Annotated in this window: 23 protein-coding genes; 18 read left to right on the top strand and 5 right to left on the bottom strand. The window is 60.7% G+C overall.

Annotated features, from left to right (window positions below; translation table 11 throughout):
- Positions 1 to 179: 179 nt before the first annotated feature.
- Both ARC63_RS23080 and ARC63_RS02720 read left to right on the top strand, forming a co-directional pair.
- The gene (locus tag ARC63_RS23080; RefSeq protein ID WP_139042365.1) at positions 180 to 464 is read left to right on the top strand and encodes a hypothetical protein; all 285 of its coding nucleotides are present in this window, start codon (positions 180 to 182) and stop codon (positions 462 to 464) included.
- A gap of 214 nt (positions 465 to 678) precedes the next feature.
- Complete coding sequence (locus ARC63_RS02720; protein WP_049452607.1) at positions 679 to 930, top strand: hypothetical protein; 252 nt, start codon at positions 679 to 681, stop codon at positions 928 to 930.
- 280 nt (positions 931 to 1,210) lie between these two features.
- Here the strand turns inward: ARC63_RS02720 and ARC63_RS22620 are convergent, their stop codons facing one another.
- Positions 1,211 to 1,453: a BLUF domain-containing protein gene (locus ARC63_RS22620; protein ID WP_080353422.1), complete on the bottom strand. Its 243-nt coding sequence runs from the start codon at positions 1,451 to 1,453 to the stop codon at positions 1,211 to 1,213.
- Between the two features lie 2,156 nt (positions 1,454 to 3,609).
- Here ARC63_RS22620 and ARC63_RS02715 point away from each other — a divergent pair.
- From ARC63_RS02715 to ARC63_RS02705, 3 genes are all read left to right on the top strand, one after another.
- A complete protein-coding gene (locus ARC63_RS02715; RefSeq protein ID WP_049452608.1) occupies positions 3,610 to 4,044 on the top strand; it encodes a BLUF domain-containing protein in 435 nt (144 codons plus the stop codon).
- 93 nt (positions 4,045 to 4,137) lie between these two features.
- The gene (locus ARC63_RS02710; protein ID WP_049452609.1) at positions 4,138 to 4,413 is read left to right on the top strand and encodes a hypothetical protein; all 276 of its coding nucleotides are present in this window, start codon (positions 4,138 to 4,140) and stop codon (positions 4,411 to 4,413) included.
- A gap of 61 nt (positions 4,414 to 4,474) precedes the next feature.
- Entirely contained in the window at positions 4,475 to 4,930 is a 456-nt protein-coding gene (locus ARC63_RS02705) for a BLUF domain-containing protein (RefSeq protein ID WP_049452610.1), read from the top strand.
- A 460-nt stretch (positions 4,931 to 5,390) separates the two neighbouring features.
- Here ARC63_RS02705 and ARC63_RS23550 read toward each other — a convergent pair whose 3' ends face one another.
- From ARC63_RS23550 to ARC63_RS02695, 3 genes are all read right to left on the bottom strand, one after another.
- Positions 5,391 to 6,128 carry an EAL domain-containing protein gene (locus ARC63_RS23550; RefSeq protein ID WP_231298562.1) on the bottom strand — a complete coding sequence of 246 codons (738 nt, stop codon included), beginning with the start codon at positions 6,126 to 6,128 and terminating at the stop codon, positions 5,391 to 5,393.
- A 33-nt stretch (positions 6,129 to 6,161) separates the two neighbouring features.
- Positions 6,162 to 6,836: a CSS-motif domain-containing protein gene (locus ARC63_RS23545; protein ID WP_231298561.1), complete on the bottom strand. Its 675-nt coding sequence runs from the start codon at positions 6,834 to 6,836 to the stop codon at positions 6,162 to 6,164.
- Between the two features lie 445 nt (positions 6,837 to 7,281).
- A complete protein-coding gene (locus tag ARC63_RS02695) occupies positions 7,282 to 7,668 on the bottom strand; it encodes a hypothetical protein (RefSeq protein WP_049452611.1) in 387 nt (128 codons plus the stop codon).
- Positions 7,669 to 8,011: 343 nt separating this feature from the next.
- Between ARC63_RS02695 and ARC63_RS02690 the strand changes: the two genes are divergently transcribed.
- The 13 genes from ARC63_RS02690 (at position 8,012) to ARC63_RS02630 (ending at position 15,014) form a co-directional block, all read left to right on the top strand.
- The gene (locus ARC63_RS02690) at positions 8,012 to 8,239 is read left to right on the top strand and encodes a hypothetical protein (protein ID WP_049452612.1); all 228 of its coding nucleotides are present in this window, start codon (positions 8,012 to 8,014) and stop codon (positions 8,237 to 8,239) included.
- A gap of 568 nt (positions 8,240 to 8,807) precedes the next feature.
- On the top strand, positions 8,808 to 9,035 hold the full coding sequence (locus ARC63_RS02685; protein ID WP_139042364.1) for a hypothetical protein: 228 nt from the start codon (positions 8,808 to 8,810) through the stop codon (positions 9,033 to 9,035).
- Positions 9,032 to 9,277: a hypothetical protein gene (locus ARC63_RS02680; RefSeq protein ID WP_049452613.1), complete on the top strand. Its 246-nt coding sequence runs from the start codon at positions 9,032 to 9,034 to the stop codon at positions 9,275 to 9,277. Before ARC63_RS02685 ends, ARC63_RS02680 begins: the two co-directional genes overlap by 4 nt.
- Positions 9,274 to 9,747: a hypothetical protein gene (locus tag ARC63_RS02675; protein ID WP_049452614.1), complete on the top strand. Its 474-nt coding sequence runs from the start codon at positions 9,274 to 9,276 to the stop codon at positions 9,745 to 9,747. The genes ARC63_RS02680 and ARC63_RS02675 overlap by 4 nt, the downstream gene beginning before the upstream one ends.
- 198 nt (positions 9,748 to 9,945) lie before the next feature.
- Complete coding sequence (locus tag ARC63_RS02670; RefSeq protein ID WP_049452615.1) at positions 9,946 to 10,533, top strand: ParA family protein; 588 nt, start codon at positions 9,946 to 9,948, stop codon at positions 10,531 to 10,533.
- A gap of 11 nt (positions 10,534 to 10,544) precedes the next feature.
- The gene (locus ARC63_RS02665) at positions 10,545 to 11,099 is read left to right on the top strand and encodes a hypothetical protein (RefSeq protein ID WP_049452616.1); all 555 of its coding nucleotides are present in this window, start codon (positions 10,545 to 10,547) and stop codon (positions 11,097 to 11,099) included.
- Positions 11,100 to 11,419: 320 nt separating this feature from the next.
- Positions 11,420 to 11,644 (top strand): hypothetical protein, encoded by a 225-nt coding sequence (locus tag ARC63_RS02660; protein ID WP_049453705.1) that lies wholly within the window; start codon positions 11,420 to 11,422, stop codon positions 11,642 to 11,644.
- 337 nt (positions 11,645 to 11,981) lie between these two features.
- On the top strand, positions 11,982 to 12,200 hold the full coding sequence (locus tag ARC63_RS02655) for a hypothetical protein (protein ID WP_024957698.1): 219 nt from the start codon (positions 11,982 to 11,984) through the stop codon (positions 12,198 to 12,200).
- Positions 12,187 to 12,402, top strand: a complete 216-nt coding sequence (locus tag ARC63_RS02650; protein WP_024957697.1) for a hypothetical protein — start codon at positions 12,187 to 12,189, stop codon at positions 12,400 to 12,402. Before ARC63_RS02655 ends, ARC63_RS02650 begins: the two co-directional genes overlap by 14 nt.
- On the top strand, positions 12,392 to 12,751 hold the full coding sequence (locus ARC63_RS02645; RefSeq protein ID WP_049452731.1) for a hypothetical protein: 360 nt from the start codon (positions 12,392 to 12,394) through the stop codon (positions 12,749 to 12,751). The genes ARC63_RS02650 and ARC63_RS02645 overlap by 11 nt, the downstream gene beginning before the upstream one ends.
- A 500-nt stretch (positions 12,752 to 13,251) precedes the next feature.
- A complete protein-coding gene (locus ARC63_RS02640; RefSeq protein WP_049452734.1) occupies positions 13,252 to 13,671 on the top strand; it encodes a hypothetical protein in 420 nt (139 codons plus the stop codon).
- Positions 13,672 to 13,833: 162 nt separating this feature from the next.
- A complete protein-coding gene (locus tag ARC63_RS23485; protein ID WP_049452735.1) occupies positions 13,834 to 14,175 on the top strand; it encodes a hypothetical protein in 342 nt (113 codons plus the stop codon).
- Positions 14,176 to 14,225: 50 nt separating this feature from the next.
- Positions 14,226 to 15,014, top strand: coding sequence for a hypothetical protein (locus tag ARC63_RS02630; RefSeq protein WP_049452737.1), 789 nt, complete (start codon positions 14,226 to 14,228; stop codon positions 15,012 to 15,014).
- A gap of 21 nt (positions 15,015 to 15,035) precedes the next feature.
- On the opposite strand, the gene ARC63_RS23390 is transcribed toward ARC63_RS02630, so the two are convergent.
- Positions 15,036 to 16,085 carry a hypothetical protein gene (locus tag ARC63_RS23390; protein WP_049452739.1) on the bottom strand — a complete coding sequence of 350 codons (1,050 nt, stop codon included), beginning with the start codon at positions 16,083 to 16,085 and terminating at the stop codon, positions 15,036 to 15,038.
- Between the last annotated feature and the right edge of the window lie 520 nt (positions 16,086 to 16,605).

Genomic DNA, 16,605 nt, shown 5'->3' with positions numbered 1-16,605 from the left:
AGCCTGGGGCGGAAGAACGGCGGCGAGGGCGCGCATGCGATGTCATGCACTTCAGCATGCGACACCACCGCGTTTTGACAAGCCCTGGCGACAGTTTTCATTTTTAGTCAAAAATCTTTCAAATCAATGGGTTGACAGGGATCTGGGGAGTGGTTCGATCGTGGTGTAGGAGCGGTTTAATGGGTAAGCCGACCTATCCACAAAAAGAGAGTGAAGACATGAAGATTCATCCCGTCGAGCCTGCCAGCACCGACCTGGCGCATTTCCAGATCCACACCGCCACGCAGTTTCTGGATTGCACCAACGGCTTGAATCAGCTGGCCAACAAGCATCGCCGGATCCAGCGCTTGGCCACGCGCGCCCGTTATGAGCGGCGTGGAAGAAGGAAGAGGAGCGGTTCGCATAAGCCTTTTGAACCTCGCCCTGCTCTTTGTTGGTCTCTTGGGAGTCGCGGTGTTCGATGACCCCCGCCTTCTCAAGGCGGCGGCGGTGACGGCGGCCGGATTGTCATCATAGGCAACGACTGCTACGGGAACTGCGAAGGGACGGAGGGGAAGCGAACTCCTGCTTACCCGAGACCTCAGCAGCCAAAGCAGATCCGGCCGAGAGGTCATTTATCGCCCTCTAGCCTCGCTCATCCGCGTAAGATTGATCCCAGCCTACCATTGCAAACCGGTCATGAAGACAGAGGGTTTCCGCCACACCATGCGAGACACGATGGGTGGGCATACCTACGTTGTCACCATCACCAGTCCGACCGATGAAGTCTTCCACTACTTGGCGACGGTAGACGGTGTGGACGTCAAGGTGCGGGAGAGGGGTGTGATCCGCAATAAGGGCGACGCGATGCAGCTAGCCTTGGCCGCCGTCGAACGGCACATCGCAGACCTGTCTCACAAGATCGCCCACGATTCGACTACGGCAAGTTGATAGCGCACCAGCGTTGTTCTGAAACTGCGGTTCTCGCAACCGCGTGTGGCTAACCGCCGTGAGTGGATCTCTGGCGCGCGTGGGAAGCAGGGGCTGCCTCCCCTTGGGCTGCGGCCTTACGCCAAGATCTGGCGCAGAAGCAACAAGCCACCGACCGGGTTGCCGGCGTGATCCAGCGAGCGGTCCAAACTTCCCCACGGGGCGACGAACAGCCGATCCAGCACAGTGTTGGGCTGCATAAAGCAGCACATGTCCCAAGCCGGGAAGCGCCGGGTTTCGATCAGCGATTCCCAAGCACATGGAGGTTGGTGTGGTCATCGCTGGCCCTGATGCGTCCAATGGCGCCTTCTATGCCATCGTTTGGTCCCTCCACGTATTGGAGAAAGCGGGCTCCATCGAAGAGCATCGCTCCTGTCACGCCGCCTAGCCGGTTGAAGCGTTGTGCACCGCGCACGATCTGATCGAGGCGGGTGGAATCAATTCCCGGGTCGGCAACGCTTCGGTAGGCAACGGCTCGCAGCATGGATGGGCTCGTTTGAAGTGGATTGAACACGATACTCCCTGGTGGTTCGCCGCGCTTGGCCGATCCAGTTCATCGCGCACCTGACTAAATCGGCTTCACGTGAGGCTCAGCAGCGCAGCACGCTGCCTTCTCCCTCGCCGTCTGATGCTAAGCCATACGCCACGGTTGGTAACTTGAATGTGCGAGCGGGACGCGAATGAAAGCTGTGGTGCGGCTGGTGAGACTGGACGGTTTCGCTTGGTCTGGGTCGAGCGCGTGAGCGCGGGTCCGCAGGCGGTGTCCAAAGCGCTGAAAGTCCACGCCCGTTGCCACATGTGCGACAGTGATTTCGTTTCAAGCGAGCCCATTGGGCTGACATCGATCTCCGGTGGCGCCGTGCTCAGCTGCAGCCATTGCAGCAACCGCTAGGCGATAGGTCAGGGCCTCTTCGACGATCTCCCTCCGGCATCACGCTGACTGGCGCTTTGATCGACGCGTCAAATGCCGCTGCAAAGGCGATCCCGGCGTCACTGCTCCAAAGGCGCCAAATCTCCTCCAGACCCAGCATGGCATTCGCGTTGCATCCCGGACAAGTGACCCAGACACCCGCGTTATCCGTCTGCAGTCCGCCACCGATGGTGACGGTGGACCTAGCTCGGCACGCTTGGCAGGTCATCAGGATAGCTGCAGATCCAGCCCTCGCCCCCTTGCTCAGCAGTGTGGGATCGACTTGGTGGATTACAAAGTCGGTCGAAGATTGCATTGAACAGTCAACGCGAAGAGAGAGCGCTGTCGGAAGCGGAGCGAGCAGTGTGAGATGTTTCTGACCGAATATGAACAGGATCACTGATGAAGACGGGTGCATTGCCTAGACTGTTCAATCAACTCGATTTCCCGGTTCCAAGCACTAGTAGGAGGTCAGAAGTGGGCGATTGCAACGGCAACAAATGACGCGGCTGGCTTTCACGCCCATATCACGCGGTTGTGGCGATCTTCACTTGTAGCGGACAGGGGACTGCTGAGCGCCAATGGCCCGGGCGCTCAGAGGTGCTGCCACCCCACGGGCCTGCAGGACCCCCGCCATGGACCTCCTTTTGTCTCTTGCTCTTGTGATCTTGGCTGCCGCAGCTGCGTTGGGGTTGCTCCAACTCGCAATCGCGCTTTTCAAAGCGCCGTCGTGTCGGCAATGGCTGCGCCGCGGAGAAGCGAAATGATGCGTTCGTTTCGCTACGCCTACCAAAAGGCTCGCACTTGGCACAGCTCCGTGCCGACATCGATTTGGGCCGGATTTCGCTATTCGTTGACTGGCGACACGGGCTACTTCAAGTCGCACGGTGGATGGCGTCTGTCTCGCGTGCACCGCGGAACTGAATCGGCGGAGCCATGAGCGCCTCGGTGCTCAAGCTGAGCCTGGCGAGGCAGTTAAAGGATTAGGCCCTGCGCAGCCTGCTCGGGTTGTTTCGCCCGGAGAACGGCATGTTGTGGTGCTGTGAGCGCGCCTACCTGGACGGCCGAAATGGTGGGCAGCGCGTGGGCGTTGCTCTCACCGCTGCCGCTGTCTGATACTGAACCCGTCCATCGCTGGAAGCTCCCAAGTCGGTCGTCCACGGGCGACAGGCGGGACGAATCGATCAACCCGGTCAACAACGAGCAGCCCGATGATACGCAGCAAGCTGGCTCACAAGCGCGTTCTCGCCCAAGGCGGATCAGTTCTGGTCTGGTTGACTTCGTTCAAGAAAAAGTACCTCTTCACCGCTAGTGGCATCGGGACGCCTGGGCAGTACGGTGTGGAGCTACGGCAGGACACGAAAGCAAGTCGGAGAGCCCTCCAGGTTCGCTTTTCGGGTCGAAGTTCCACGAGGTGTCCGTGGGCGATGAATCAGCGTCGATGATCACCCTCCATCGGTCTTTGACGTCGGCTGGACCGCGAGATGGAATCTTTTTTCTCTGCAGCACTTCGGTCGTTGAGGCCGCAGTCCTCGCGCACCTCGGGGCGACGCTGCCAACTAGGTCAACTCTCTTGCAGCCAGCTTGATTTAGAATGGTCCCAACCATGGCGCATCCTTAACGGTTCAGAAGGACCGCACCTTCGGTCCGAGCCCGACTGCGTTTTCTACACAGCTGATCTACTCTTGGCCTGTTTAGACTCACTGGTGCGGAGTTGGAGGTGGCCCTCAATGCCCAAGTGTGCGCTGGTGTTCGTGAGCGCGGCGGTGGATGGCATCGCTGATGAGCGCTTGCCCGAAGTCATGCGTGCAGGCCGAGAGTTCAATGCCAAGTGCGGCTCGCGTGCAGTTGTATGCTTCGACGGCAGCAGGTTTTTAACGTATATGGAAGGCACAGCGAGTGCGGTGGCTGCGAGCTCCGTTTACACCGAGTCCGTCACCCTGCATACCGAAATCGTTGAGCTGGCGCGGGGATCCATCCAGCAGTTGCGGTTCCCTGCGCATGCATTGCTCTTCCTGCGGATTTCAGAAGCCGAGCTCAAAGCACTGATGAGGTCTAACTGGGTGAATTTCTCCCAACGCTTCGGAGGGAAATTCATCCCAGAAACGGGGATGGAGCGGCTTGCCGCATTGGTCGGCAATCGTCTCGATGACGTTCCGCAGTGATGGGTAACGGATTTCCTCTGTAGGCCGCCCGATTCACGTTGCACAGTGGAAGCAGGGGAGTCATGAATTTGAGGCATTCGACAGGGGCATGCCATGCGGTTGGAATTTACTCACAGCCACATCTACCCAGGGGCCACCGCGTCCCTGACAGGCGAGCAGGCTGAACTGGGCGAGAGAACCACCTGCTTGGTCGAGCTCAGTGACGGCGTGGTCCTCTCGACCAGCTGTCTGATTCAAGGGGGGGAGATCATGCTATTCATGCCGGACTACCTGACCGCCCGTGGGGCAAAGATTCCGGCAAAGGACTGGGTGCTGCGGAAGGATCTGGAAACAGGCGCCTGGAAGGCAAAATCAAAGGTTGCTGTGTAGCACTTGTTGCTCTTCCCGACCCGTCAGGTTGTTGGGTCTGAAGCAATCTTAGGAGCGTGTCATGCCAAACCGTGCGGTGGTTTTTGTGAGTGAGGCCAGCCCCTACCTTAGCCTTGGGCGGCTGGTTGAGTTGATGGCCGACGCGGAGCGGTTCAACAGACAGGCCGGCGTGACCGGGGTGACCTTGTACGACGGGGCCCGGTTCCTGTCCTACATGGAGGGTCCACCGGATGGCCTTCGCGTTGCCTACGCCAGGGCATCCGAAGCGCGCAGCCACCTGAACTTCATCGAGTTGGCACGCGGGCGTGTCTCGCAACGTCGGCTGCCGCGGTGGCCTATGCGGCTGTTTGAGGCCAAGGAGGGCCAGCTGCAGAGCATCGCGATGGCAGACTGGGCCAGCTTCTCTCAGCGGGGCGATGCGGACGCAATGAATGCAACGGCGATGGATCTCCTTGTGCGCTTCACGGGAGGGCCGTCTGCCTCCGTCTACGTGGGGCCCCTCTCGAAGCCACTCTGAAGAATTCATCTACGGGGTCGTCCGCGCAGGCCGCACGCCAGATACCGCTGCCCGATCCCTCTATTGCCGCAGCAGAAATATGACCAAGAGGCGCGCTGTACGCTGACAGCCCACGGCACAGCGAAGGGACCGAGCGGCGCTGTTGGAAAGCGCTCAGCCAGTACGTTCACCAGCAAAAAGCCAGACCAGCGGCTAGGCGGTTTCGACCACTGGTTTGGTGCGCGGCGCACGTTGGCCTAGAAAGGCCAGTGGCTAGGGGTGCCGATCACGACGATGCCCTGAATTGCCGGGGCGTCACCTAGGGCGAGGGGGAGTCACCCCGTTGGTTCGGCGGCGCCAACTGGGGTCAGCGCCATAGCGGAGAGTTTCACGATTGTCGCGTCCATCGGACGCACGGACATCTTGCTAGGACGGAGGTCAAGCGCCAGTGAACAGGCTTGGGTCCAGCCGCGCGGGAGGGCTACCCAACCTGGATGGCGGCCAGAGCGTCTTTTGTTGAGAGAGGCCGGCCGTAATGCCATCCCTGGCCGATGGCGTCCGGCGCGATCCGGTAGAGCAGCAAATCTTGCTCTTCTGTTTCGACGCCTTCTGCGATGACATCCAGCCCAAGCTCACGTGCGATGCGATATATCCCTGGCAACACGGGCCGCAGGGGGGAGTCCTCGTTGATAGCGGCCACGAACATGCGATCGATCTTGATTCCTCGAAACGGCGATTGGGCGAGGTGGGAGAAATTCGCGCTGCCCGTCCCGAAGTCGTCGATCAAGAACCGGTATCCCAGAACCGAGAGGGCCTGCATGTTGCTCTTGGCGGTGGCAGACACGAGTTCTTCCCGTTCGGTGATCTCGATGCGAATTTGTTCGGGGAGCACGCCAAAATCGGTGGTAACGCTGCTGATGTAGCGAACGATGCACTCTTGGGCCATGTCCACAGGCTCGGCATTGATGCTCACGTAGAGGTTCCTGTGCTCCCGCAAAGCGGGGGCGAGGTCATTCATGGCACGGGCCAGGACGTATCGAAAAAGATCAGGACTCAGGCCGAGGCGGTGGGCGATGGGCACGAAGATGGCCGGCGGGATTTCATCGTCTCCCGGCGGGCGCCAGCGGCTGAGCGCTTCAAATCCCACGAGCTCCCGCGTGCCAATCCGACGCAGGGGCTGGTAGGCCAGTTCGATCTCGCTGCGCTTCAGCGCAAGCACCAGCCGTTGCTGGATGGTTTGCCGTGCCGTGATTCAGTGTTTGATCAGCAGGAACGCCAGCAACAGCCCCATCGACGCCCCGGCTGCCAAGATGGTGGTGAGCAACGCCGAGGGCAGCTCGGACACCACGTGCCTAGGGCTGGTGACGAAGGCGCAGACGTCAGCCACATGGCTGCAATGCTGAGCTTGGACGACAGAGGGGTTGCCGACGCGGCTGGTCGGGGACAAGGTCCGGAATGCAAATGATCGGTCCTTCGTTTCGATGCTGATGGAGCTGCTGCGCGCAGGGTCCAAGCTCTCGAAGGCAGACGGAGAAGACACGGTGAACGTGTCGCCTTGGGCGATCAGATTGGACCCGGTGTAGGGGGAGCCAACGAGATCCGATGCATGCCAAATCCGGACACCTCCGCTGGAGAAGCGTGGAGCGGGGAGGCTGTAGGGGCGCGAGCGCCCCCAAAGGGCGCTGCAGACAAGGCGTCCGTCTTGGATGCGACCGATGTCGCTCATATAGCTGGAGCGAAACGCAATCTCTTTCAGCGAGTCAATGTCGGCGGCCGAGCAGCGAGGCAGCCCTATGCGAGACGCTTGTTCGGCCGCGACGCGCCTTGCGAGAGAGATAGCCTCCGAGCGTGCCACCGCGGCTTCTGCCACTGCCTCCGATCCTTCCTTGTCACGGACGTAGAGAATGGCTTGGGCGACGGCGAGCATCGCCAGAAGGCACACCGTCGTGGCCCCTACGACCGTCAAGGCATAGCGAACCCGATCCTTTCGAACGCTCAAAGCAACCCCCGATCTGAAACGCGCCATCGCTTCGCTGGGCTTCCCGCCTCATTTACCTTGTTACAGGTTTATCGGCAAGCTGCCCATGAACTTCAGCCCCACCTCCACTGGCTTGCAAGCCTTGATCGAACAACCACGCATCTGCGTCTGAACTGTACAGCCGCAGGCCGTGAGCGAGGCGACCGCCAGCGTTGACAACTGCGGCGGCCAATTATCGTAGATCAATACTGTTACACGGTTGGCGTGGGCAGGCGCTTGGTCGAGCCCAAGCTTGCGAGGGCACGCCTGCGCTCTCCGTCAGACACCCGATGCAATGGTGCTGTGGTGCAAGGAGCGGACGGGAGAGGTGTCGGCAGCTTGTGGGCGATGGCGCCTACTTTGGGGCGATGGGCGCGCTAGGCTGCTCTTTGATCAGCCAAGCGAGGAAGGCCAAACGATTCGGGAGAATTTCAGGTCGAACGCCCAGGCGCAGATTGCATTCGAATTCGTCGAAGTAAGCCATTCCAGCCGAGAACTCCACGCTGTTGGGTCGCATCGACTTGACCTTGGCAAGCGGCTCATCGACGGCCCCGCTACAACACGCCTTCAACATCTCCATCAGCTGCGACTTACCCACCTCGGTGAGTCCAAACCGGGCTGGCTTGCCCGGCTGGAAGCAAACCAGGTCTTGATCACACAAGGCCGTCAGCCTCGTTTGCGAGGGACGAAACCCCTGGGCCGCCATGCACAGGTCTGCGAAGTGATCCAGAGGAGCGGTCATAGCGGTGGTTGTGTTCGCTCATGCAAGGCCATGCGTGTCACTGTGATGCCCACCGATCGAAGGCGCAAGCCTCTTTGCGTTCAGCGTGGACGAGGCCCGGGCTGGCCTTAATACCGGTGGCGGCCCCCAGACAGATCGAGCGCTCCCTTGCTGGAGCTCCCATCCCGCGAGACGTGTGATGGAACAGGTACACCCATTGGACGATGACCGCCACGATTGGGCCGGCAGGTCGCCCACGGTCCATGGGGGTGCTGCTAGGGCTGGCCCCCTCCCCGCGTGTCTCAGCCGCCCAAGCGGATGGCGTCGTTTGGAGAGCTGCGGCCCACCTTTCCCATGAATTCCGATGATCAGCAGCCTTGTTCTTAACATGCAGTCCCTGAGCGATGGTGGGAGTGTTTGTGTCTGGCGCACCACGTTCAAGGGCAAGGTCTTCTACACCGCATGCGGGGTCGGAACCCCTGCAATGGAGCATGTCTCTGAGCGGACGGCGGTGGCTAAGCGCGCGCTTCAGGATCAGGCTGACCAAGCGGGCATGCAGCGCCAGCACGACGTGTTTGTGAGAACCCCCTAAGCCGCAGGAATCAGCATCCACTCCACGCTCACGGAGGCCTACCACCACGAGGCCGTGTTTTTCCTGTGCGCTGATCCGGCGGTTGAGCAAGAGCTTACTGCATTTTTGAACGTTGTAGCGTCGTAACATATCGCCTGGAAGGCTACTGACTACGAGACTGGTTTGACGGAAGTCGGCGGGAGCGAGCCCCTCCCCGAGAACGTTCATCGTGCTGGCGCTGCGTAGCGAGCCGGCGACGCCGTGGGAACCTTCAATACGGCTGGCCAGATCCCGAACGTTCTCCACATCCGACGCCACGTAGAGCCGGATGGCGACACGGGGGTAGACCCATAACGCGGCGGCGCTAATTGCGGTGGCAACCCAGTGCGAGCAGCACTCGACCAGGCCAACGCCTGGGGCGTTAACAGGAAGGCGAGGCCAGTAGTGACGTGTCATGCACGTCGACATGCGACAGAACCGCGTTCTGGCAAGCCCTGAGAGTAGTTTCTGTTTTTAGTCAAAAATGCTTCAAATCAATGGGTTGACACGGGTTGAACTTGTGGTTGGATCAGTGTGTAGGAGCGGTTTAATGGGTAAACCGACCTATCCACAAAAAGAGAGTGACGACATGAAGATTCATCCCGTCGAGCCTGCCAGCACTGACTTGGCGCATTTCCAACTCCACACCGCCGCGCGGTTCCTGGACCGCACCAATGGCCTCAATCAGCTGGCCGACAAGCACCGCAGGATCCAGCGCTTGGCCACCCGCGCCCGCCATGAGCGGCGTTGGAAGAAGGAAGAGGAGCGCTTCGCATGAGCCTCTTGAACATGGCCCTGCTGTTTGTCGGTCTCCTGGGCACCGCGGTGTTCTACCGGGACCTGGTCGCCAACCCCATCTCCGCCGGGCGCGCCCTGGTGCGCTTCTATCGCGTGTCAGCCCCTGTTCGACAGGGCAGCAAAGCTCAGAAGGCATCCCGGCAGTGGTGGAGCATCGTGCTGGTGCCGTTCTACGCACTGGTGGCCTTGGCGCTCATCGGGGTTCTGGGAGGTGGGCAATGAGCGCCGGGACCGAAAGCCTCATCCGAGCCATCCAAACCAACGACTCTCTGGCTTTTTATGGGTGGCTGCACACACTCAAGGGAACGCCCGACCTCGACGCTGGCGTGGCCGGCGATCCCGGCATCACTGCGTTGGCCGTCGCGAGCGTCATGTATTCCAAGGCCATCCAGTCGGACCGGATCTTGGCGGCGCGCTATGCGGCGATGGTGGAGGCGCTCATGGACGCCGGGGCAAATCCGTTGGTTCGGATCGGGCAGCGGTTCGTGGTGCGACGGGGGCACACGGGGAAGCTGGAGCAGCGCTGGGTGGACGAAGGCCGAACGCTGGCGGAGGTTTGTGGGGGCGTTCTTTGCCCGGCCATGCAGGCATGGTTTCGACGCCAACGGGCAGGCGAATGGTCCAACACCGCGCTTCATCGCCCTCATCCCGCCTATGCCCACCTCCGGCGGTGCCACAACGCCGTGGCCTGAAGCCAAAGCCGGCGGCTGCTCGCCGCCGAAAAGCGGGGTGGAGACAACGGCAGGGTGGGCCACGGCTCCCGCCGGGCCCCGGGGTCGCTGAACCTCCGACGTCTGCACGGCTAAACCCCCTCTAGCTGCATGGCTCTTGCGGGATTAGGTTTGCATCGTAGTGTGTTGCACGACCTACCCATAAAAGGAGCCCGTCTCATGCGTCTCGTTGTCTGCTGCTTCAAGGGGGGCGTGGGGCGCACCACGCTTTCGCTCAACCTCGCCGCCGCGTTTGCCGGCCAATCCCGTGTGCTCGTCAACGACCGTGACCCTCAATGTGGTTCGGTCGCTTGGTCTGCGATGAGCGACGGGGAGACCCCGTTTACCGTGAGCCGTGCCTCATCCCCAGGCTTCGACCTGGAGATTCAAGACCTGCCGCCCAGCGCCCCAGTGAAAGACCAGCTGCCGGACGCGGACCTCTATCTAGTTCCCACGTTGCTCGATGGTGGATCGTTTGTGGTCTATTTGCGGACGATTGAAACCCTGCGACGTCAGGGCAAGCCCTTCCTGCCGGTCGCCAACCGAGTCAACCTCAAGCGGGCGGAGCACCGCCGCCGCCTGGAAGACCCGAGCCTGGCCGGTGCCATCGTCATTCCCGAGCGGGCGGCGTTGGCGAGCTACTACGAGCTGGGGGAGACCGTGTTTTCCATGCGCGGCTCAGGGGTGGACAAGGCGAGACAGGATATTTTGCGGGTAGGTCAGGCTATCCAAAAAAGGTTGGCAAACCCGGGCCGGGGGCATGCATGATGGAGCTCCCAATGCTGCCCCTGCCGGACCTCATGGCTGCCAAGAAGACCCCCGCCAAGAACGCCGTTGCCAAAGCTCGCAAAGACCTGTCCAAGGCTGCGAAAGTGGTTCATGCCAAGCCGCAGCGGGAGTATGCGCCGCTCATTGATCTGGACCAGTTTTCCGAAGAGCAGCTGGCAGAGCTGATGGTGGCTGCAGGGGACGCGCCTGGGCGGAGAACGTATTTCGATTACTCTGAGGAACGGCCCTACATCCGGGACGGCCAGAGGGTTCATCTGGAGGTGGGACGCGACTCCACCATGTTCGACTACCGCGACGAGAACGGGGCGCGGGTGGAGCGAACGATGGTCACCGTGCCGCCCAAGCTCCGGGAGCAGATTCAGGACGTCACCGGGGAAGAGCAGCCCATCGTCACGACAGCCATCATCGCGCTGGCGTCTTGGGCCTGCCAGGAGCTCAAAAGAACCAAGCGCCGCCTAGTCGTGACCACGGCGACCGACGACCTGGATCTGGTGCGGAAACAGGTTCGGAAAGCCATCGTGGGGCGGGCGAGGAAACAACGGTAGCCCTGGGTTGGTAGTGAACGACAGGCGGCCATGGGCCGCCTTTTTTATGGCTGGCGGTGAGTGGAAAAGCAACGTCAAAAGCGGCTGAAAGCAAAAGCGTAGTGGAGAAAAGGCGGGTGGGGCCTCGGCTTCCGCCGGGCCCGTGCTTGGCTGTAAGTGTGAGGTGTTGCAGGGTTTTTGTGTTTTCTGCGGTTGCCCGTCAGTTCTACACTTTAGTCAAATAAATGTGTTGTTTTTGAGTTTACATTTTACGGGCCTGTCGTAACCTGGATTTGTAGGGAGGCAATACCGCTGACCTGAAAACCAAACAAGGATTCATCATGAAAACCCCTCGCCGCCAAACCCTCGAAAACCGCGCCGCCCGTTTGCGGCTGCGACTCTCCGAGGCTGGGCTCCACGTCAAAATGGAAGCCGCCAACAACTGCGAAGCCATGCCGCGGTGGGAGCTTTCGGACGGGAAATACCAAGACAGTCTTTGCGGGTATGCCACCCTGGCCGAGGTTTCCGAGGCGTTGGATCACAAGGAAATCATGGCAGAGCTATGAGCAGGTCCTACGCCATCCCTGGGGTGGTAGTGAAAGACAGGCGGCCATCGGTCGCCTTTTTTATGGCTGGCGGCGGGTGGAAAGAGCGACGGCAAAAGCGGCTAGAGCAAAAGCGTGTTGGGGAAAGGCGGGTGGGGCCTCGGCTTCCGCCGGGCCCGGTGCTTGGCTGGAAGTGTGAGGCGTTTCAGGGTTTTTGTGTTTTCTGCGGTTGCCCGTCAGTTCTACACTTTAGTCAAATAAATGTGTTGTTTTTGAGTTTACATTCTACGGGCCTGTCGTAACCTGGATTTATAGGAAAGCAATACCGCTGACCGAAAAGGCCAAAAAGGTAACCGCCATGCAAAAAAACACTTTCACCATCGAAGCTGATTACTCCACCAATAGCTGGAGCAGCAACTGGGAGCCCATCGACAACGCGGAATACTCGACACTCGCCGAAGCCGAAGCCGGCATGGAAGATCTGGAGCAGAAACTGGGCTGGCGCAACATGCGCATCGTGGATGAAACGCGTTTTGTTTGGGCCTACGGACAGGAGGGCGAGGATGAAGATGCCTAAGCTCTATGCCATCCAATCCAAGCAACCGGCCCCGCGCCGGTTGTCTGGACCGAAGAAAGAGCTGATCTACGTCGATGCATCCAACGTTCTGATTGAAAGCGATGCGCATGTCCTAGATATGCGAGAGCTTCTCAAGCTCCACAAAGAAGATTTAAAAAAGAGGAGCAATAGCGTTTTGCAGGAGATCGCTCGTGGTTCGTAACCCCTACGCCATCCGACCCAAGCAGCCGGCCCCGCGCCGGCTGCCCACGGTTCGCATTGCCCCGGCCAAGGCGGCCGCATTCCGGGCTCTCGCTCGCCAGCAGGGGCTCACGGCCAGCAGTGCATTGGCTGCCCTGGTGGCCGCCCATGCCGACATCCGCCAGCCGTTCGGGCCCCGGGTCCGTGCCCAGCATGGGCCTGATGGGATGCGCTACGGCGCGGTGCTGCCCGATCCCAAAGTTTCTGAAGAGGTGGCCAAGAGCCTGATCCAAGACGCACGAGCTGCTAGGATCTCGCTGGGCGAGGCGATGCGGCAGTTGGTTGACCGGTGCCTGGAGCAGAGCAGGTGAGGCGGGGAACAAACGGGGGAGGGGAAGCGGCGGCCTGAGGGTCGCCTTTTTTATGCCTGCAGTCTGGCGATGCTGGGAGAAAAGGGGGGGGGCGCCCCTTTGGGTGGTGGCTGGGTTTTTGGGATGTGGGAGAGTTGAGCGGTGGCTGGGGCGGAAGCCCCGGCCCATGTCCTAACCTCCCCGGAGGGGGCTTTTCAGGCGCGGCCCCGGGCCGCGTTCTTTTGAGCTCTAGGAGAGAGAAGGCAACGGCAAAAGCGGCTCAAAGCAAAAGCGGAAAAGCGCGGTGGGAAAAGGGCAGGTCGGGCCGCGGCTTCCGCCGGGCCCGGTGCTTGGCTGAAAACGTGAGGTGTTTCAGGGTTTTGTGTTTTCTGCGGTTGCCCGTCAGTTCTGCACTTTAGTCAAATAAATGTGTTGCTTTCGGGTTTACATTTTTATGCTCTGTCGTAACCTGGATTTGTAGGGAGGCAATACCGCTAACCTGAAAACAAACAAGGATATTTATGAAGATTCACACTCTTGCGACCGACGGAAGCCAAGTTATCGCTATCACCCAAGCTGCTTCCAGCGGTGGGAAGTATGGGCATCCTGTTATGCTTTCTGCGATTCGTTTTGACTTGACTTCATTCGATCAAGTGATGGAAGAGTTGAATAAGAACGGCCATCGCCACGAAAAGAGCTTCGAAGTGATCGAGCGCTGGAGGGTGGACGCCAGGAATCAGGGACCTCGCTCCCGCTTCGGCCAAACCTTGGCTGCTCTGCGTGAAGAGGTCGGTGACAATCTGAAGGGCAACGTGCTCTTCGCGACAGAGGACGAAGAAGAAGATCCGGTGGAATCGTTCAAGCCAATGACTCGCGCTATTGGCCTCGATATCGCTTTGCCTGCCGCCAGCTCCGCAGCCCGCCAGCCGGTGCGCTTTTGAGGGCACACTACGAAGCCAAGCCCACGAAGCTTAAGAAGAGCCCCGGTAAGCCGGGGCTTTTTATTGGGCGGGGGCTAGGGAGGCATAGAAGCAAGAGCGGCCAGGGTGCCGCCTTTCTTTTGTCTGCTCCCCCGTCACCGCTCACCCCATACGCTCTTCCCCATGACTCCACTTACCACCCCAGACGGCCGTTACCTCATCGTCCGAGGGCGCCTTTGGCGCACCACAAACCCGGGCCTAAGTGAGCCGGAGAGGGAGCGCCTGGTCCACGACCTCATGGACGCCCGCCGAGCCGTGAAGGCAGCCAAGGCCTCCGCGAACCCCGACGCGCTGGCAGCCGCTCGGGGCGCCGTGGACAGCGCTAAAAGAGGATTGGGCGAACGAGGCCCGGTGTGGTGGACCGATGGGGAGAGGGATTGGAACCGGCACTTGGTGAAGAACTCCCCCTATGCGGGGTGGTTCTACCAACAAGCCAATGGTGAGGCGGAGACCGGCGCGCTGTAGGATGTGGGCTTGCACCGACTTCCGCCTCATGCGTCAGGGATGCTGTAGCCATGGCAAGGAACAAGCCGATCGATTTCCCAGTGCTCCTGGTCGAGTGCGACACAACTGGCGTAACGCGAGACGACCCGATCATTCACATCATGTGCGTGCTGGTCGATAAGGGGCAGGACGGCAACGCGCATCCTGCTGCCACTTATACCGGCTACCAGGAGGTGGCCACGCCATCTTCGGAAGATGCCTTCAGGGCACACGGTATCTCAAACGAGCGGCTGAAAGGGGAGAGCCTCGACTTGGAGCAGATCCGCGGTCTGATCGCCCAAGCCGGCTCCATTGTTTCGAGGAGCCCACGGTTCAACGCTAAGAAACTTCACGCGCTAGTGCCCGAGTGCTTGGAGAAGCGTTGGTTCCCCTATCCCCACAGGATTCAGAACTGGCGCTGGGAGCATTTCCCGGCCGTGGCTCGCATGGCGATCATGTGTGGTGAGGTGGAGAACGACGGCTATGGAACCATCCATCACCTGTCCGAGCTCCTTAAAATCGAAGCAAGCTCATACGAGGTAGTGTTTGACGAGGACGGGCCGCCGACGCTGACCGTCAAGTTCGGGAGGCGCAAGGTGCTGGAATGCTTCCCCGAGGCCTTGCTGAAGTGTGTAGAAGGGGATCGGTTCCGCTTCCATGGGAAGGAGGGCTACGACTTCATCACCGCCTACTGCGACTCGGGCGATGCCTACCGTGACCGCGCCTTCCGCTTGCAAACAACCCCCTCGAATCTGGCGCTGTCTGGGACGTGGGCCTACCTGCAGAAGATCAAGGGCAACGAATACCTCATTGGTGCATAGGCCAGCATTTCGCGCCGAGCGTTAGCCCGTGCTCTCGTTTACCAATCGCGCCCAGACAGTCTGTAGAGATCTAACCTCATCGCTGCACGCCCGGTATTCGTCCAGCGGCATCGGGGCCTCCAGGCCGCGCTTCACCCGCTCCAGGTATTTGTTCTTCCGGGCCATAGCCTCGCGATACGCCAGCTCTGCTTCATCCAACCGGTCTGCCCACTTAGCGGCCTTCAGCTGGGCCAGCCGGCGAACGGAATCCGGGTTGGTGGACAGCACTTTGGGAGCATGAGGCAGCGACGGGCCGCCGGCCATCGGAACGCGCTTGTGGTTACTGACAGGGTCCATCACTCGGTGGCGCCAGCACTCTCTCCACTCGTTTGCATCGAGCGGGCCGCCGCCTGGCACGTCCAGCTGCACGACGATCCCGTGGTCTTCAATCAGCGACCACACGGCCCTCAGGAACGCGTCTGCCGGCACCCGCAGAAGCGTCACCTGGCCCTCTGCCAGCACCTCGGCCCCGTCCCTCATTCGTAACGCCAGCAGGGCCTCGCTCAGTGCCAGGGCATCGCCTGACCGGGTGCTCCAGCCCACCAAACCCACCCTCTCCCCATCTACCTCACCCGACCAGGCATAGACCCTGAAGCGGGGCTTGTCGAAACGGGCGGACAGGTGTGCTAGCAGCCGCTCACGCTTCGAGTGACGGCTCAACGGGGTGAAATGGTTCTCCGCGTAGAGCAACGCAGAGCGCCGACGCTCCAGCAGCAGGGCCACCCGGTCAGGGTCCGCCGACGCTTGCCAGTCCGACCAGCTCACGACATCGCGCAGGCCCTTGGCAGCAGCGCAGGGACGGCAGGCAGGCACCCAGTTTTCGACAACGGAAGCTGGCCCTCCCAGTTGCGCGGGGACCAGTGGCGTAGCCGTCCAAGACTTGGGAGAGGACAGGTCCAGTGGAGCGGAGCAGAAGGCGCAGGCGTTGCCGAACTCGGCCAAAACAGCCTTGCGTTGCCACCCGTTGGCCTTGCCTTCCAGCGGGGCATCGGCTCGGGCAATGGCATCCAAGAAGGGGGTCAGCTCAAGCACGGAACACCCCCCAGCCGTTCTGCGTAGGCCGAGCACCTGGATCGCAGAACGGGGGCAGTGGGGCGTTGCAGGAGCCTGAAAAAGATTTGACTAAAACGCTATGCCGAGCCTGTCGAACCTCCCCAGCGACCGCCGATCCAAAACCCAGAGCCCGCTTGCCCGAAACATTTCCAGACCAGCGCTGGCCCCCCAACCGCTGATCGAATACCGGGGGGCAGTGAACTTCAACCGGGGCCACTCGCTTGACTAAAACGGATGGGGTCAACGCTTTCCAGGCACCCGAACCAAAACCAAGAACCCCAGCACTCGTCCTCCAGAACCCCCGAGCAAAGTTGACTAAAACGGATGGAGGCAGGGCTTTCAGAACACCCGGGCAGCGTGACTGAACCCAACCACTCACGCGATCCCATGCTGGCGTCCGCTTGACTAAAACGAACCGGGGCAGGCGGCGGGAGTGGGGAAAATGGCGGTCCCCGATTTCTGAGGCAGGGGGTGCGGAGTCGGTGGGGAGGTGGGGAGC

Origin of the sequence: Stenotrophomonas geniculata ATCC 19374 = JCM 13324 (assembly GCF_001431625.1) — a bacterium.
Taxonomy (GTDB): Bacteria; Pseudomonadota; Gammaproteobacteria; order Xanthomonadales; family Xanthomonadaceae; genus Stenotrophomonas; species Stenotrophomonas geniculata.
Note: the sequence above shows the minus strand (reverse complement) of the source record. Positions and strands in the feature narration are given on the sequence as shown.